The organism is Cognataquiflexum rubidum, from assembly GCF_022538115.1.
In the GTDB taxonomy this organism is placed as follows: domain Bacteria; phylum Bacteroidota; class Bacteroidia; order Cytophagales; family Cyclobacteriaceae; genus Cognataquiflexum; species Cognataquiflexum rubidum.
Genome location: NZ_JAKZAL010000003.1, coordinates 166,412 through 182,758 on the forward strand (window position 1 = coordinate 166,412; position 16,347 = coordinate 182,758).

Sequence of the window (16,347 nt, forward strand, 5' to 3'; positions counted from 1 at the left end):
AGACATAAACTTGGTAACCCTTAGAACTTTGAGGAGGAGAAAAGTTTAAACCGCTCGTGTAATTACATAGAATTATTTAATTCTTGGAACAAAATAACAGGCGGAGGGCGAGGCTTCTTGCAGTTTCACTGACTGCATTGGCCTTGCCCTCCGCCGGGAAGTATTGTGGTTTTGGTAGAATTTATTGGTTCACAATAGAGATATTTCCAGAGGTGATATTGCCCCGGATTTCAGTGCTTGCACCGTTATCAATATTTAGGTTTCTGCCACCTTTGGAATTTCCGACAGTGATGTTTCCGGAAGTGGCGTTCAGGTTGAAATTGAACTCCCGTAGATTGGAAGGGGTTTGGATTTTAAAATTCCCGGATGTTCCGCTGAATCGGGTTTCAGTTCCCAATCCTGCATTGGTGGCAGAGACATTCCCGGAAGTCACTTTCAAATCTCCCAACTCAGATACATTTTCCAATTTTGCATTGCCTGAACTCAGACTCACATTGACGATGCCTTGGACACCCACCACGCTGATTCCACCGCTTCCTGAGGAATAATTGATGTTTCCGTTGATGTCCTGCATGTCGGCCGATCCTGATCCGACCTGACCCTTGACATTGCCTTGGATTCCATACATTTTGATGGATCCCGAACCCGCATTTGCAGAAACATCACCCCGGATATCTTTAGCCGACACACTTCCGGAGCCAACAGCCAAGTTGGTGGTTTCAGAAGAGACATTTTCTACATAGACTGAACCTGACCCGCCCTTCATATCCAGACTCATACCTACAGGTCCTTTGATTTTGATATGGCCTTTGGTTTTGTTGTTCCAGTTATTGTTGTTGCTGACTTTGTGCGAGATTTTCAAAACATCCCCTAGTGTAACAAAAACGATGTCCTGATCGGCATTCGTTGATTCTAAAAATGCATTTACGGAAACATCGGTTTGGGAGCCTCCGATGTATTCCACTTCTAACTGACCTCCCGAAACCTCAATTTTATTGATTCCGGAAAAGGATTTGGTGACATCGACGAGAGTTTTGACCTGTGCAAAAACCGGAGAAACAGCTGCCATAGAAAAGAAAAAAAGCAGCAGGGTTGATAATTTTAAGTTTGTTTTCATAGTAGGTTTGTTTTTAAAGGATAAAGCCAAAGCTCAAAGCATTCAGCTTCGGTCCTTTGTTTTCTTGGAAAGTTTCGTTTAAATCATAATTGAAATAGAGGGTTACATCTGCCACACAAATCTCAGCCCTCAAGCCATATCGGAAATTGCTGGCAAACATATTGCCCATCTGAAATTCTTTGATTTTGTTGCCTTGCGGATCACGGTAGACAAATTTACCTCTACCTCCAAGCCTATAACCTGCATAAGGACCCACACCGAAGCTAAAGTTGCCGTTGCTTGTCTTCACTGTCGGCACAACGGTAATGTTGGCATAGGAGGCCGAAATTTTGGATTTGGTACCTGCACCGGATGGATGCTCGACAAAAACCAAACCCTCATCTCCTCTCAAAGCCTGCAGGTTTCGGTCTTCAAATTTGAAATTGTACCAGCTGACGCCAATGGTGGATTTCAGGTTGAAGTTTTTACTTGGCTTATAGGTGTAATGGTAATTGATCGCAGGATTCCAGCTGCCCCAAGGTTTGACCACAGGAGCGGAATCATCCCCAATCCAGGTATTGATACCGATGTCAAAGGTTAGGCCGTTGCTTGATTTGTTACTTTTGGAATAGTATTCTTTATACTCGTCATCTTTGGAAATGAATTCCCAGGTATTGGTGCCATCTGCATTTTTGTAAACAATGACATCGGTATTGAAAAGTGTAAAGTTGGTGGTTTTTAGGGATTCTTGCTTGGCCGAGTCTGCTTCCTGGGCAAAGCCCAGAGAAGTCAGAAACAGCAATGGAATCAAAATCAGTGTGGTCGTTTTCATTGGCTTAGTATTCAAAAAAGGGACTTAGAAAATAATACCGAAGGAAATTGGATTCAGTTCAGGTCCTTTGCCGTCTTGGAACAGCTGGTTGAAATCGTAGGTAGTAAAGAAATTGACCCTACCGAATCCTACCTCACCACGGATTCCGTAGCGGAAGTTGTTTAAGAAGATACCTGTATTCAGGTGTTCTTTTCTCCTGTTACCACCTTCTAGAGGTCGGTAGACATATTTGCTGGTGCCACCCAATCGGTAGCCTGCGTATGGGCCCAAGGCTATTCTCATCCCTTTTCTTCCTTGGTCATTCATCCTGCCGAAGTCTAATTTGAAGAGACCCATCGTGGTGAGGTAAGAGGCAGAGATTTTACTTTTGAATCCAGCCACATCATTCCTTTGGACAAATTCAATGCCTTCGTCTCCTCTGACAGCCTGAAAGTCCCTGTTTTCAAATTTGAAATTATACCATTGGACGCCCATGCCGAGGTCAAAGCGGAAGCCTTTGCTGATTCTTTGACTGGCAAAGAAGTTGAGGCCTACATTCCAGCTTCCCCAGCCACGGACTGCATAAGGTTGTGTGGTTTTGGGGAATTGTCCATTGTTGTCCAGGTAATTGTTGAGGCCAAGGTCCACTGCAAAATAGGTCCTAAATGGTGGATCACTTTTTTTCTTCACCCCAGTTTCAATTTTGACTTTGGTATTGGGACTTGTTTCATCTACCAATATCCTAATGCCGGCGACAGATACTTCGGTTTTGTTCCAGTCTTCAGTCACTTTGACGATTTCCCGTGTTCCTTTTTGACCTGAAACTTCCACGACGACAAGTTCTCCTGTCTTTTCATCGATTTTAAGATCAAGTTCGGAGATGATCTGGTTGATGTTCATTTTTTTGAGCCTTTCAAAATCCTCTTTGTTATCAATGACAAGGACGATTTTTCCCGAGGTTCCAAACTCCACGATAATGGTGTCTTTCGGAGCCAAAAACTCTCTTTCCGTACTCCCGAAGGCAAACTGCACCAGTCCGAGGAAGCAAAATAATAGCAGGTATTTTTTCATGATGGTCTATGTTTTCAATTTTGGTGGGTTACTTTCTTTCTTTTTTGGGGGTATTGTTGCTTACAAATAGGTTGTCTTTTGCATCCTGCAGGTCTGCAAAACCCTGTTCTACTTTGCTGAGCAATCCTCCGATTTTATCTACTTTATTTTCAATTCCGGCAATGAATCCCTGATTTTCAGGTTTTTCTGTGATTCCGTTGGACTTGATGGTAATCTTATAGGTCATCACTTCCTCTTCTTCTTCGATGTTGTTTTGGGCAATGGCTTCATTGACATCAAGGTCAGGAATGATGATTTCCGGCGTATCAAATGTGGCTTCATCTATCCTTTCCTCAGGTTGTGTCACTTCAGCCAGCAATTCCTTTTGTTTTTCTGTATTGATTGGTTTTGAAACGGTTGCTTTTTTCAGAGGAGTCTGCGCAGGTTTTGCTTCTTGTTTGGTTTGCTCTTCAGGCACCATTGTAGATTCTTCCAAAGATTTTGATGGTGCAGCTTCCGTTTCCTCTGTGATTTCAGAATTGGAATCGTTCTTTTCGGTAGTTACCTCTGCTGTCATCGGCATGTTGGCTTCGGTTTCACGGTTGAACTGCCAAACTACATACCCTACTGTGAGGAAAAGCAACAAGGTGGCTGCGATGCCCATCAAAGGAAACCAGATCCCTTTATCTTTTTTTGGCAACTGACTTTCAAGCTTTTCCCAAGCGAGTTGGGATGGTTTTTCTTCATGTTTGACCAGCCTTTCTTTGAAGTACTGGTCGAAGTTTTTATCTGTATTAGCCATTGATTCTCCTTTCTTTGATTTGTTGATCGGCTATTTTTTGTTTCAATGTATTTCTTGCCCTGTTGAGTTGGGACTTAGATGTTGATTCTGTGATACCGAGAAGGTCAGCGATTTCGGCATGGCTGTATCCTTCGATGGCATAGAGGTTGAATACTGTTCTGTATCCCACCGGCAAACCCTGTATCAGGTCCATTAGCTCTGCCGTCTCCAAGTGGTTGAGTTCATAGTGAGAATCAGCCGTTTCAAGGTGACTTTCCATGTTCACTTCCATACTCAGGTTGCGGTTGTTGCGAAGGGTGAGTAAAGATTGGGTGACGACGATCCGCTTCATCCAACCTTCGAAACTGCCCTTGGCTTCATATTGAGGTAATTTTTCAAAGATCTTCATAAAGCCTTCAATCATGACATCCTCTGCGAGATCGCGGTCTTTGACATACCGTAAGCAGATTGCAAAAAACTTTTTGGAGTAGGACTCATACAGATGCTGCTGGGCTTTTCGCTCACCCTTTAGGCAACCTTTGATGATGTCCGACTCTGTGGTAAAAGTTTTTCTAAATAACATTACTGTTGGCTTTCAAATAGGTAGATACAGGTTGGTAAAAATAGGTTGCACAGGAATGTGAAAAATGGTTAAAATATTTTTATAAATGTTTGAGATTAGCCTACAGACTTGGTTTAAACATAGAAAATGGAGTGTGGGTAGGTGTAAACTTCCATTTTCATTGAAAAGTGGTTATTTCTTTTGGTTACCATAGGAAGGGAAAATCAAATTAGCTAAAAAAACAAAACAGGAGTTTGCGATTTTTTTTGGTTAAGAGTCAAATACCAGAATCTCATTTGAATGAGGCTGAAACCAATATATCCTTCTAAGATTTCGTTTGATTGATCAATGAATTTCTTTAAATTTGATCTATGACCAATATAACACTTAAGCTGAAAATCAACTCCTTGCCCAAAGAAATGAGGGATGAAGTGGCTGATTTTGTTGAATTTTTGAGCAAAAAAGCAAAGTCTAAAACTAAACTTAAAGCTCGGGAATTTGGATTTGCCAAAGGTAAAATTACGCTTTCTCCGGAATTTGATGAGCCGTTTGACGACTTTCATTTGGAAGACTAATCATTTCACAGGCAATATCAGAGGACTTAACTGTAATCACCCGCGACAAACTTTTTAAAATGTATGATTTAAAGCAAATCTGGAATTAACAAAACAACTAAATTGGCTGCATCCAAATAGTTGCAAACATAACCCATGGGAAAAAAACTAGAACACATCACCCCTGAGTTAGCTGACTTTATCCAACAGCAGAAAATATTTTTTGTCGGTACGGCAGCCGAGGAAGGAAGGGTAAATATTTCTCCCAAAGGAACAGACACCTTCAGAGTCTTGGGGGAAAACAAAATCGTATGGCTCAACCTCACCGGCAGCGGTAATAAAACTGCCGCCCACCTCCTCAAAAACAACCGGATGACCATCATGTTTTGCGCCTTTGAAGGCAAGCCCATGATCCTGAGGTTGTATGGTACAGCTCAGATTTTTCACACTAGGGATGAAAAATTCCAAGAATATTTCCGGCTTTTCGAGGACTTTACCGGCGCAAGACAAATTATCGAAATGGATGTTGATTTGGTTCAGACTTCCTGTGGATTTGCGGTTCCCCTTATGGATTTCAAAGAGGAAAGAACAATTCTCACTAACTGGGACGACAAACAGGGAGAAGAAGGCATTAAGAATTATTGGGCAGAAAAAAACGTAAGAAGTATCGACGGCTTTGAAACCAAGATCTTTGTTGAATAAGTCCCCCATTTTTCAAACCTCCGCCTAGTTCAAGTCTTCAGACTTGGACTCTCTCCATATCTGATACTTAATTATGCCAGTAGATAAGATCGCTATTTTAATTCTTGTCTGCGGACTGAAATGCCCGGTGCATCCCTGCCCGACGACAGGCGGGGGTCTTCGGTCTTCCGTCCTGACTGAAGAAGAATTTAGGGTCACTGGCAAAAAAGCCGATAATTGAATACATAATTTCCCCCATTTTTTAAATTTCCATCTCTCTTTTCTTATCTTGATTGCCTCTACTCAAACCTGCCTTTATGGGAATCAATGACATCATCATCTACATCATGTTGTTTTTTATGGTGTTGGGTGCTCTGGATAAAATTTTTGGTAACAAGTACGGTCTAGGCGAAAAGTTCGACGAAGGATTTATGGCCATGGGACCGCTTAGCATTGCGATGTTAGGGATCATTTCGATTGCTCCGGTTCTCGCGGATGTGTTGGGCAAAGCTGTCGTTCCCGTGTATTCTTTTTTGGGTGCAGATCCCGCTATGTTTGCCACAACGCTCCTCGCCAACGATATGGGCGGCTATCCCCTAGCGATGGCAATGGCGCAGACCGAGGAAGCCGGATTATTTGCCGGGCTGATATTGGGTGCCATGATGGGTCCGACGATCGTCTTTACCATTCCTGTTGCTTTGGGAATTCTCCAAAAGGAAGACCAACACTATTTCGCCTCCGGCATCATGATCGGCATGGTCACGATTCCATTGGGATGTCTTGTGGGCGGCTTGACAGCAGGTTTTTCATTGGGTATGATATTGGCCAATCTTGTCCCAATCGTAATTTTCTCCCTTCTGATTGCCGCAGGAATGTATTTTGCCCCGACCATGATGATCCGTCTTTTTGACTATTTCGGGAAAGGGCTGATGGTATTCATCACGATTTGCACGGTATTGATTGTGGTAGAGACCTTGGCCGGAATCGTGGTTATCCCCGGAATGACTCCCATCTGGGAAGGGATCAAAATTGTAGGCTCCATCGCCATTGTCCTGATAGGGGCATTTCCGATGGTGGCTTTTTTGACCAAAGTTTTCGAAAAACCGCTCTTGAAAGTAGGGCAAAGTCTCGGAATGAATACTGCCGGCGCAGCCGGAATGATCGCCACTTTGGCCAATGCTATTCCTATGCTGAATATCCTCAAAGACATGAATCCCAGAGCCAAAATCCTCAATACCGCCTTTGCTGTCAGTGCTGCTTTTGTATTGGGTGATCATCTGGGATTTACAGCAGGCGTGCAGCGTGACATGATTTTTCCGGTGATCATGGGAAAGATGACCGGAGGAATCACCGCAGTACTGCTCGCTTTAATATTGAGTAAAAGACTGATTAAAAACCACAACTGAAAATGGAAGCCAATTCTTTATTGTCTCTTTTTGCCCAAGCCAATGCCTTCAAGGAAGGGGATTTGTTGGTCGGGGGAACCCAAGACGAACTCATCCGGGGAATCGCCCGAGGCCGGATAGCCGACCTCAGCATCGCCCAGATCGCTAATACTGATTTTATCGAAGACAGGCTTACAGAAATTCTCTCCAAAAGTCTCAACAGAAAGGCTTTGAAAGAAATCTCCCATTTGAGGATATCTGAATTAAAGGCCATTCTCCTTTCAGAAAAAGGTTCTGATTGGGTCAAAATCTACGCAACCGGACTTCCAAGTGAAGCCATTGCCGCAGTGGTAAAGGTCATGTCAGATTCGGAATTGTCGCAGGTCGCAACAAGTATTTTTAACCCAATCCCAAATTCTTTTGGGGATTTTGGAGCAGCCATAGGTTCGGCGAGGCACTTTGGCAGCCGTATCCAACCAAACAGTCCCGGAGATGAGGAGGATGAGATTTTGCTTTCCACACTCGAAGGACTTTGTTACGGTTGTGGGGATGTGATCATCGGGCTCAACCCCGCAAGCGACGACTTGGAGACGATCGTCTGCACAGAAAAACTCCTCCAAAACGTCGTAGAAAGGCTCCAACTTCCCACGCGCTTTTGTGTCCTTTCTGATATGGTCAAACAAAGATCTGCCATGGCCCATACCAAAGTCGATGTGGGATTTCAAAGTCTGGCAGGCACTTCCAAAGGTTTGGAAGGGATGTTGGGCTGTGATGTGGATGAATTGTTGGATTTGTGCAGGTATTTTGATGGATTATACTTTGAGACGGGACAAGGTTCGGAGGTCACCAACGGTGCTGCGCAAGGTGTGGATATGGTGACATTGGAGGCGAGATGTTATGGCCTTGCCCGATATATCAAACAAGAAACCGGCAAATGGATGATTGTCAATGACGTGGCGGGATTTATTGGACCGGAGGTTTTCAGCACCGGCGCTCAACTCCGACGCGCGTGCCTCGAGGATACGGTTATGGCCAAACTCCATGGATTGGTGATGGGATTGGATGTGTGTTCGACTTTCCACATGGGCATCCATCCTGCCGAATTGCAGCAACTCACCACCGAGATTGTGCAACTCGCCGCCCCTGCGTACCTGATGGCAGTGGCAGGAAAAGCAGATCCCATGCTCGGCTACCTCACCACTTCTTACCGTGAGCATCCAAGGTTGAGGAAGTCTTCAGGAAAAATGGTTTCTTCAGCTTTTCAAAAGCGTATGGTTGAAATTGGTGCGTTGACTGAGGAAGGGAACACAGATCCGACTGCAGACCGCATCGCAAAGCTTTATGCCCAATACCTCAAAGCCGGAGGTGACAAAAGAGCCAATGAAGACCTGGAACTAGAAGCCAAAAAGAAAATCAAAAACCTGCAGGAAAAAGGCTGTGACTTGGGTTATGGCGTAAGCCATCAAAATGAAGACCCTGATTTTGTAACCAAGCGGTTAGACGGACTTTTCTCCCATGCGAGGAAAGCCCTTTTTGCAGGACTTGATGCTGCTGTGATCCGGGACTGCTGCGAATCCCCTGTCCATGTCCATACCGAATCCAAAGACCGGGAAGATTACCTTGCCCATCCGGGAAGCGGGGAAAAAATCAGTAAAGAAAGCACACAGGAACTGATAAAATTAGCCAAAGGATTGGGTAATACTTCGAAAATCCAATTTGTCATTTCTGATGGCTTGAATGCCAATGCAGTCAGCGAACACCTCCGTCAGGTTCTTCCTGCGCTGAAGAAATCACTTTATGGAACACATTTCACCTATAGTCGGCATGACATCATTGTCCGCAACGGCAGGGTAAGGGCAGGCTATCATATCGGTCAAATCCTGCAACCAGACCTGATTGTTCACCTGATCGGGGAGCGTCCCGGTACCGGACTTAACCAACTTTCAGCCTACATGACCTATGGTAAAAGTCCGGAAGGTTTTTCGATTTTTGATCCGGATATGGACCATAGCCTGACCACTGCTGTCTGCGGCATCCATCCCCAAGGCAAATCCCCACAATCCGCCGCCCAAGAAATCCTCCGCATCATCGCCAAAGCCATCGAGAGGAAAGGGACAGGGGTGAGGTTGGGGAAGGCGTAATAATGAAAAATGATGAATTATTAATGAAGAATGAAATCTGAGGAAAAATCAATTTGATGGATTGAGTTTATAAAAAATTCTTTTAGTTTTATAGGGGATCTTTCCACAATATTGTGGAAAGCACTCTATTTTGGAATGCTTTCTCCTATAGTAGAAAAAAGCGAAACGTTATGCGCAATTGCTGACAGACAATGGACATTAAAGAAATATTAGACAGACAAAGAGAATTATACTTAAACGACCTGCTTGACTTTTATAAAGAAAAGACAAGTGGGGTTAGAGAAATAATGCTTGAATTAAATAATGATGAAACAATAAGACAATTCAAACTATACCGCCTCGACCATTACGACCAAGTTGATGGAGAATCTAAGCCGACCGAACTTAATTCAGACAAGTATTTGAATTTTGAACCAATCGAATATAATTATGGCGAAATGACGATTGAGTTAAATCCATTTTATTGGAATGGTTGCGAATTTATTCTTAAGACAAATTCTCCTAAAAATGAATGGTTAATTGAATGGATAAAAAAATGGATTGACGAAGCGGATGAAAAACAAGAGGGTTCAGATGGACTCACTGGAGTTATTCATAGCGTGACTAAACCTGAATTAAGTGCGGATACTTCTTCGTTCTCGGTAGACTTCGGCTCAGCAGGCATTGAAGCATTTCTTGACTTAATAAATGAAATTTATCTTCAAGACATTAAATCATTGCGAATTGGTTCGTTCTCAATGATGGACGAAAGCAAAAGCGCATAAAACGGGTTTTGCGTTAGTGGGCGGACAGTGCGAATAGAAACATTTTGAGCAATTAATAAACGTTGGTGCTGGCAGACAGTTTTCGGTTTCAAAAGCCCACCAACACAAAGCCCGAAACCGTTATACTACACTTTAGAAAAACCACCTAAGCATTTTTCTCTTTTAAATAACTTCCATGTTCCATTATTCGTTAACTTTGCAGCATGGAGAAAAAAAGAACACTGATTTTCTTTAAGGATTATTTTAATGACTTTTTTGACAAGCTTCCTGAAAAGGTGAAAGGCAAGATTGATGAAGTGCTTTATATGATTATGGTTCTTGAGAGAATTCCAGCAAAGTTTTTCTCACATATGACCGCTAATGATGGACTATATGAAATCAGGATAGAATATAGCAGCAATATCTACAGGATATTTTGCTGTTTTGATGAAGGTAATTTGGTACTTCTGTTCAATGGTTTCCAGAAGAAGTCTCAAAAGACCCCTCAGAAGGAAATTGACAAAGCATTGAAAATCAAAGCCGAGTATTTTGAAGAAAAGAATAAACAAAAGAAAAATGGAAAAAATTAGCTCAGTTACAACATTTGAACAACACCTTGAAAAAAGGTACGGTCATGCTGGAGAAGAAAAAAGAATGGCTTTTGAAGCGAAAGCCAAAGCTTTTGCTATTGGTGAACTTATCAAAGAAGAGCGAAGACTTTCAAAAATGACTCAAGAACAACTCGCTACTAAAACAGGGACTAAAAAAAGCTTTATCTCGAGGATTGAGAATGGAAAAAGTGATATTCAACTTTCAACCCTTTATCGAATATTAGAATTAGGATTAGGTAAAAAAGTCTCATTCACAATAGAATAAAAGCGAAACACAAGATCACCTTGGATACACCGGGCGATTCATAGTAAATTGAAAGTTAAGTATCTTTAAGAAGTTAGGAGTATGCTTGAGGGATTCGACTCAATCTCAGCCTAGAAGAATATGGGTTGCGACTAGCAGTAGATTTCATTTCCACCTTTCTATCCTCACAAAATTGTAATTGATTCATATATGGTGTAATTTTACACCAAAAAAATAAAGCTATGGCAAGACAAAGTATATCTTTTTCGAAACCAAATGATGAATGGTTAAAATCCCAAATTGAAAACGAGGAATATTCAAGCAAAAGTGAACTTGTCAATGATTTGGTCAGACAGGCTAGGAAACAGCAGGCTACTATTGACTGGCTTAGGGCCAAACTAGAAAAATCCGAAAAAGATGGATTTACTACCGATTCCAAAGAGATGATTTTAAAAGAGTCAAAGTCCAGACTCAATGGCTAATTATAGACTAAGTAACGCAGCCAAAGAGGACTTGATTCGCATCCATCAATATGGAGTTGGAACTTTTGGTGTTTTCCAGGCTGACAAATACTTCAACGCATTTTTTGATTATTTTGAAATGATTGCCGAAAGACCCTATTCATTCGAATCTGTAGATTATATAAGGAAAGGTTATAGAAGATGTCCTTGTGGCTCTGATACCATTTACTTTAGAATTACTGACAATGTGGTTGAGATTATGGCAATAATTGGAATGCAGGATTTGAATAATCTACTCTAATTCATATGCATAATGGAAATAGATATTGAAACTTTTTATCCCAAAAGCAGGCAGGAGTGGCGGGATTGGTTACAGGAACACCACGATAAAAAGCAATCCATTTGGATTATTTACTACAAAAAGAAATCAAATGCTCCGACTGTAGCCTACTCGGATGCGGTAGATGAAGCGCTTTGTTTTGGTTGGATTGACAGCAAGCAAATGCCTATTGACGATGAGAAATTCATGCAGTTTTTTAGCAGACGGAAACCCAACTCTGTCTGGTCAAAGATCAATAAAGAAAAAATAGAGCGGCTAATTTCACAAGGACTGATGACCGAAGCCGGTTACCGAATCATTGAAATAGCCAAACAAAATGGCTCTTGGACGATTTTGGATGATGCGGAAGCCTTGCTTATTCCTGAGGATCTTGAGTCGGAATTCCAAAAAGCGCCCCAAGCCAAAGATTACTTTTTAGGATTAAGCAGGTCAGACAAACGCAATATTCTGCAATGGCTTGCCTTGGCCAAAAGGCCTGAAACCCGGCAAAACCGCATCACCGAGATAGTGGAACTCGCCGCCCAAAAACTTAAACCCAAGCAATTTCGTTGACCGAAAAAAGAGGGTTAGTGGAATATGGACTTTTTTGAGGTAAAAACTGAAGTATTGGATATTCGCTTCATTGCCAGTTACCCAATAATCTACTTCAGTCGGGACGGAAGACCGAAGTCGGAAGACCGATGTTCCGGACACCTCAGTCTCCAACATTTAATTACTTTGCATTAACGCTTTCACTGGCATCATTCCGAACATGCATAAAACAGAGATTTTAGATTCCTTGAAATTATATCTAATTGCATATAATTTCAATAAAATCTAACAAATTATATCTTATTGCATATAATTTGATAAAATTATCTATTTTTGTATGCAAATACATATAGAAATGAACTCAATTTCCGAATTTGTCAAAAGTAGACGAAAACTTTCCAAACTTACCCAAGAGGAATTGGCAATGAAATCCGGTGTTGCCTTGACTGTCATCAGAAAGATCGAGCAAGGAAAAGACAATCTTAGCATGTCCAAAGTAAATCAGGTCTTGCAGATGTTTGGTCATGTATTGGGTCCTGTTAATGAGAAATTACCATGAGACAGGCCTTAATCAAATACAATAATATCCAGGCGGGAATACTGAAGGAATTGGATACGGGAGAATATGAGTTTGTATATGACGAACGATATATTCAAAGCCATCCTGATAGGTTCATTACCTTCAAAATGCCTGTGAGAACTCAACCTTATCAGAGTAATAGGTTATTTCCTTTTTTCGATGGTTTGATTCCAGAAGGTTGGCTATTGAGCATTGCGTCAGAAAGTTGGAAAATCAATAAAAACGACCGTATGGGTTTGCTTTTGGCATGTTGTCAAAATACAGTTGGAGCTGTGAGTGTTCACACTATACCTGAAAATCAAGATGTCTAAGTGTCTTTATTGCTACAGGGAATTGGAGGCAAATGATATCGGGGATTATCATCCTAAATGTATCAAAGCTTTTTACGGAACAAAATCTGCACCGGCCTTGCCTTATCGTTTTGAGGAAATAGAACAATTGGCTAAGGATGCAGTGGAATTGTCAGTGACGGTTCCCGGAGTACAACCCAAGTTATCGCTTGGTTGGATCAAAAGCAGGTTGGAGAATGGCTATAATGGACGGTTGACTATAATGGATGCATTCGAGGGTTCCTATATTTTGAAACCACAAAATATCCAATATGAACAGATGCCTGAAAATGAACATTTGTCCATGAAATTGGCAGAACTTTTCAAAATCGATGTTGTTCCCACCAATATGATTCGGTTAGCTTCAGGTGAATTGTGCTACATCACCAAACGCATCGACCGAAAAGAGGACACCAAAATCCATATGATTGACTTTTTGCAAATCATGGAGTTGGAGGACAAGTATATGGGAACCATGGAGAATCTTGGCAAAACAATTGGAGAATTATCTGCTAATACTTTGATGGATAAACTCCGCTTTTTTGAACTGACGGTTTTCAACTTTGTAATAGGCAATAATGACATGCATTTAAAAAATTTTTCAATGCTTTTGACAGATATAGGATGGGTGTTGTCACCGGCTTATGATCTTTTAAATGTAAAAATCATCCTTCCAAAAGATCCCGAAGATACCGCCTTGCTCATGGGAGGTAAAAAAAGAAATTTCAATAAAGGGTATTTTGACCGTTTTGGGTCAGTTCTTAATTTGAATGAAAAACAAATCCAAGCTGTATATAAAAGATTGGGAAATTGGTTTCCAAGAGCACTCCAACTTATTGAGAATTCCTTTTTGACAGACAGTAATAAAACAAAATACAAAGAACTGGTTAAGGAGAGGTTAAATTTGATGAGTCATTGATCCAATTAGGATTCATGATTTTGCCTTCGATCCCGGGCTTTTTGAAGAACATTGACCCATGATAGGCAGAAGAATTCCAAAAAAGACGTGAAATCCGGCAAAACCGCATCACCGAAATAGTGGATCTTGCTGCCCAAAACCTTAAACCCAAGCAATTTCGCGGACCGAAAAAAGAAAGCTAACTCGTCTTGATGGCGATAAGACTATTCAGAAAAAGGCAACCCAAAGTTCTTTAACAGCTTTTTGGTAGCCGAAACTTTACATTTTCAGCACTTCCAAAAAGTATTTTTTAAGCTCTTTTTCTTCTTCGATATCAACTTTACCGTCTTCCATCACTCTTGACAACAAAACATGCATTTCTTTGAATGGGGATCGGCCAAGTACAGAATCATTCTCCTCCAGCCACTTTTTCAGAACAGTGACTTCATACTTATTGATCTCCTCGTCGCCTAATATGCCATAACAGATTCCCTGAAGAAAATGGATTTTGGCCTCTGTACTTTCAGAAACGCTAAGCTCAGTTTCATACTTTTTGAGAATAGCCTTTAGCTCCATGATTTCCTCAGATGTCATCTTGCCGCCATCTAGAATTGTTTTTACCTCGGCAAAGAATTCTTTGAAGGGGGATTCCGCACAAAGTTCCTGATGGGCTTGGCACCATAGTTTCATTTCGGTGAATTCACCTCGGGTGATTCTCCCGTCGCTGCTGATGCCATGAATGATTCCTTTGAGGTGATTGAATGGTTTTTGGGTTTTCATATTCCGGTTTTTAAAAGTTTTCACCTAAAATAAGGATTGTTGTCTTTCGGTGTATATGGAGTGCAGGGAATTTTAGCGGAATTGTAGAGAAGAGACTTTGATAGCCAAATTAACCTTATTTTTTCCCAATCAAATCCTTTTCGATCTGCTCCAAGGTTTTCCCTTTGGTCTCAGGCAGGACAAAGTAGATCACCACAAATCCAAAAGCACAAATAGCGCCATACAGCCAAAAGTTATTGGCCCAACCCAGGTTTTCTTTGATCGTGGGAAAGGTGTAAGTCAGTGAAAAATTTCCCACCCAATGTGCCAAGGCCGCAATGGAAATCGCTGCCCCACGGATCCTTGTAGGAAATATCTCGGACAAAACCACCCAAAGTAACGGTGCTAGGGTGAAGGAATAAAACATCACATTTGCCAGTACCAGAAATACGATCACCAATCCGCCTTGCCCGACAAAAAAAGAATAGCCGATAAAGGAATAGATTATGGCCATGGCGGATGTTCCAATCAGGAGAAGCTTTTTTCTCCCAAATCGGTCAACGGTAAAAATGGTAATGAAAACCGAAAGTACCATTACCCCACCGATCACGACGATATTGAGCATCATTTGCTTGAGGTTATAGCCCGCCGCCTGAAAGATATCCGCAGCGTAATAAATCACCACATTCAGTCCGCTCCATTGTTGGAGAAAGGAAAGGAATATCCCGATTCCCAATAGCCGGATGATTCTTTTGTTGAGAAGTTCTTTGAAATTGACTTTGGCAAGGCTCTCCTCATCCACCGTGGATTTGATTTCGGTGATGGCAAGGTCTGCGTAGAAGGTTCCTCCGATTTTTTCCAGAATCTTTCTTGCTTTGGTCTCTTGGTTGTTTTTGACAAGCCATCTTGCGCTTTCGGGCACAAAAAACATCAATCCAAAAAACAACAATGCGGGAATGGCTTCCACTCCGAACATCCACCTCCAACCATATTGTCCGCTCCAGCTTGCTGCCAGTGTCGCAAAATCCGGATTGTCGGGCAGAGAATTATCTAAAAGTGAAATCTGCCAGTTGACAACCTGCGCCAATAGCACGCCAACCATCACCAAAAGCTGCATCAAGGTGACAAACATGCCCCGCTTCTCAGGTGGTGCCACTTCTGCGATGTAAAGCGGTGAAAGGTTGAGAGCAATTCCCATAGCAACACCTCCTACGATACGGTATAAATTGAACCACCAGAAAGTGTCTCCAAGTGCTGTTCCGATAGCCGATACCGAAAAGAGCAGCCCTGAAAAAATCAGGAGTTTTTTTCTTCCAAACTTATCACTCAATACAATACATAGAATGGCGCCAGCCATACAGCCGATGAGCGCGGAACTTGTCCCCCAACCTTGGTCAGCAGGAGAAGTGATGTTGAAATAAGGTTCATAAAAAGGTTTGGCTCCTCCGATCACTACCCAATCATAGCCAAAAAGAAAACCGCCCAGAGCGGCAGTCATGCTGATAAGCCAGATGTAAGTTTGGTTGTAGCTGATTTTTTGGTCCATGGTGGTTTGGGTTTGGGAATTCCAATTTAAGATGCTGAGGCGAATTTGCAACGCGGGTTAGGTGGAAAAAGGCTGAAATAAAACAGTGAAACAGGTATTTATTTGTGAAAAACCCAAGTCAGGCAAACAAATCAGAAGGTAAACAGGAAAAGTTGGCTTTATTTTTTTGAATGATTTCAATTATCAATAAATTGATCGGAATTATGGGCGGAAACCGAAAAGCCAATAGAGTAGGTGAAAAATT

At 41.9% G+C, this 16,347-nt stretch carries 21 protein-coding genes; 14 read left to right on the top strand and 7 right to left on the bottom strand.

What is annotated here, in order from left to right; translation table 11 throughout:
* Positions 1-181 precede the first annotated feature (181 nt).
* Genes MMU05_RS04865 through MMU05_RS04885 form a run of 5 tightly spaced genes read right to left on the bottom strand, consistent with a single transcriptional unit; the run spans position 182 to position 4,321 of the window.
* A complete protein-coding gene (locus tag MMU05_RS04865) occupies positions 182-1,117 on the bottom strand; it encodes a DUF4097 family beta strand repeat-containing protein (RefSeq protein ID WP_241140551.1) in 936 nt (311 codons plus the stop codon).
* Between the two features lie 13 nt (positions 1,118-1,130).
* On the bottom strand, positions 1,131-1,928 hold the full coding sequence (locus MMU05_RS04870; RefSeq protein ID WP_241140552.1) for a hypothetical protein: 798 nt from the start codon (positions 1,926-1,928) through the stop codon (positions 1,131-1,133).
* 24 nt (positions 1,929-1,952) lie between these two features.
* A complete protein-coding gene (locus MMU05_RS04875) occupies positions 1,953-2,978 on the bottom strand; it encodes an outer membrane beta-barrel protein (protein WP_241140553.1) in 1,026 nt (341 codons plus the stop codon).
* A gap of 28 nt (positions 2,979-3,006) precedes the next feature.
* Positions 3,007-3,759 (bottom strand): hypothetical protein, encoded by a 753-nt coding sequence (locus MMU05_RS04880; RefSeq protein ID WP_241140554.1) that lies wholly within the window; start codon positions 3,757-3,759, stop codon positions 3,007-3,009.
* Positions 3,752-4,321 carry an RNA polymerase sigma factor gene (locus MMU05_RS04885; RefSeq protein ID WP_113925330.1) on the bottom strand — a complete coding sequence of 190 codons (570 nt, stop codon included), beginning with the start codon at positions 4,319-4,321 and terminating at the stop codon, positions 3,752-3,754. Before MMU05_RS04885 ends, MMU05_RS04880 begins: the two co-directional genes overlap by 8 nt.
* Positions 4,322-4,671: 350 nt before the next feature.
* Here MMU05_RS04885 and vapB point away from each other — a divergent pair, with 350 nt between their 5' ends.
* The 14 genes from vapB to MMU05_RS04955 all read left to right on the top strand — a co-directional run bounded on the left by vapB (position 4,672) and on the right by MMU05_RS04955 (position 13,819).
* A complete protein-coding gene (gene vapB / locus MMU05_RS04890) occupies positions 4,672-4,875 on the top strand; it encodes a type II toxin-antitoxin system VapB family antitoxin (RefSeq protein ID WP_241140555.1) in 204 nt (67 codons plus the stop codon).
* 135 nt (positions 4,876-5,010) lie between these two features.
* Positions 5,011-5,556, top strand: coding sequence for a pyridoxamine 5'-phosphate oxidase family protein (locus MMU05_RS04895; RefSeq protein ID WP_241140556.1), 546 nt, complete (start codon positions 5,011-5,013; stop codon positions 5,554-5,556).
* Positions 5,557-5,629: 73 nt separating this feature from the next.
* Positions 5,630-5,776 (top strand): hypothetical protein, encoded by a 147-nt coding sequence (locus MMU05_RS04900; protein ID WP_241140557.1) that lies wholly within the window; start codon positions 5,630-5,632, stop codon positions 5,774-5,776.
* A gap of 76 nt (positions 5,777-5,852) precedes the next feature.
* Positions 5,853-6,941, top strand: coding sequence for an ethanolamine utilization protein EutH (gene eutH, locus MMU05_RS04905; protein ID WP_241140558.1), 1,089 nt, complete (start codon positions 5,853-5,855; stop codon positions 6,939-6,941).
* 2 nt (positions 6,942-6,943) lie between these two features.
* Entirely contained in the window at positions 6,944-9,061 is a 2,118-nt protein-coding gene (eutB, locus tag MMU05_RS04910; protein WP_241140559.1) for an ethanolamine ammonia-lyase subunit EutB, read from the top strand.
* A 191-nt stretch (positions 9,062-9,252) separates the two neighbouring features.
* Positions 9,253-9,825 carry a hypothetical protein gene (locus MMU05_RS04915; protein WP_241140560.1) on the top strand — a complete coding sequence of 191 codons (573 nt, stop codon included), beginning with the start codon at positions 9,253-9,255 and terminating at the stop codon, positions 9,823-9,825.
* Between the two features lie 203 nt (positions 9,826-10,028).
* A complete protein-coding gene (locus tag MMU05_RS04920) occupies positions 10,029-10,394 on the top strand; it encodes a type II toxin-antitoxin system RelE/ParE family toxin (RefSeq protein WP_241125261.1) in 366 nt (121 codons plus the stop codon).
* Positions 10,381-10,680: a helix-turn-helix domain-containing protein gene (locus MMU05_RS04925; protein ID WP_241125262.1), complete on the top strand. Its 300-nt coding sequence runs from the start codon at positions 10,381-10,383 to the stop codon at positions 10,678-10,680. Before MMU05_RS04920 ends, MMU05_RS04925 begins: the two co-directional genes overlap by 14 nt.
* A gap of 221 nt (positions 10,681-10,901) precedes the next feature.
* Positions 10,902-11,141, top strand: a complete 240-nt coding sequence (locus MMU05_RS04930; RefSeq protein ID WP_241140561.1) for a ribbon-helix-helix domain-containing protein — start codon at positions 10,902-10,904, stop codon at positions 11,139-11,141.
* Positions 11,134-11,421 (top strand): type II toxin-antitoxin system RelE/ParE family toxin, encoded by a 288-nt coding sequence (locus tag MMU05_RS04935; protein WP_241140562.1) that lies wholly within the window; start codon positions 11,134-11,136, stop codon positions 11,419-11,421. The genes MMU05_RS04930 and MMU05_RS04935 overlap by 8 nt, the downstream gene beginning before the upstream one ends.
* Positions 11,422-11,433: 12 nt before the next feature.
* Positions 11,434-12,012 (top strand): YdeI/OmpD-associated family protein, encoded by a 579-nt coding sequence (locus tag MMU05_RS04940; RefSeq protein WP_241140563.1) that lies wholly within the window; start codon positions 11,434-11,436, stop codon positions 12,010-12,012.
* A gap of 334 nt (positions 12,013-12,346) precedes the next feature.
* The gene (locus MMU05_RS04945) at positions 12,347-12,550 is read left to right on the top strand and encodes a helix-turn-helix domain-containing protein (protein WP_241125266.1); all 204 of its coding nucleotides are present in this window, start codon (positions 12,347-12,349) and stop codon (positions 12,548-12,550) included.
* Complete coding sequence (locus MMU05_RS04950) at positions 12,547-12,882, top strand: HipA N-terminal domain-containing protein (protein ID WP_241140564.1); 336 nt, start codon at positions 12,547-12,549, stop codon at positions 12,880-12,882. Before MMU05_RS04945 ends, MMU05_RS04950 begins: the two co-directional genes overlap by 4 nt.
* Positions 12,875-13,819 carry a HipA domain-containing protein gene (locus tag MMU05_RS04955; RefSeq protein ID WP_241140565.1) on the top strand — a complete coding sequence of 315 codons (945 nt, stop codon included), beginning with the start codon at positions 12,875-12,877 and terminating at the stop codon, positions 13,817-13,819. The genes MMU05_RS04950 and MMU05_RS04955 overlap by 8 nt, the downstream gene beginning before the upstream one ends.
* Positions 13,820-14,077: 258 nt before the next feature.
* Here MMU05_RS04955 and MMU05_RS04960 read toward each other — a convergent pair whose 3' ends face one another.
* Both MMU05_RS04960 and MMU05_RS04965 read right to left on the bottom strand, forming a co-directional pair.
* The gene (locus MMU05_RS04960) at positions 14,078-14,578 is read right to left on the bottom strand and encodes a hypothetical protein (RefSeq protein ID WP_241140566.1); all 501 of its coding nucleotides are present in this window, start codon (positions 14,576-14,578) and stop codon (positions 14,078-14,080) included.
* A 115-nt stretch (positions 14,579-14,693) separates the two neighbouring features.
* Positions 14,694-16,103 carry a sugar porter family MFS transporter gene (locus MMU05_RS04965; RefSeq protein ID WP_241140567.1) on the bottom strand — a complete coding sequence of 470 codons (1,410 nt, stop codon included), beginning with the start codon at positions 16,101-16,103 and terminating at the stop codon, positions 14,694-14,696.
* Between the last annotated feature and the right edge of the window lie 244 nt (positions 16,104-16,347).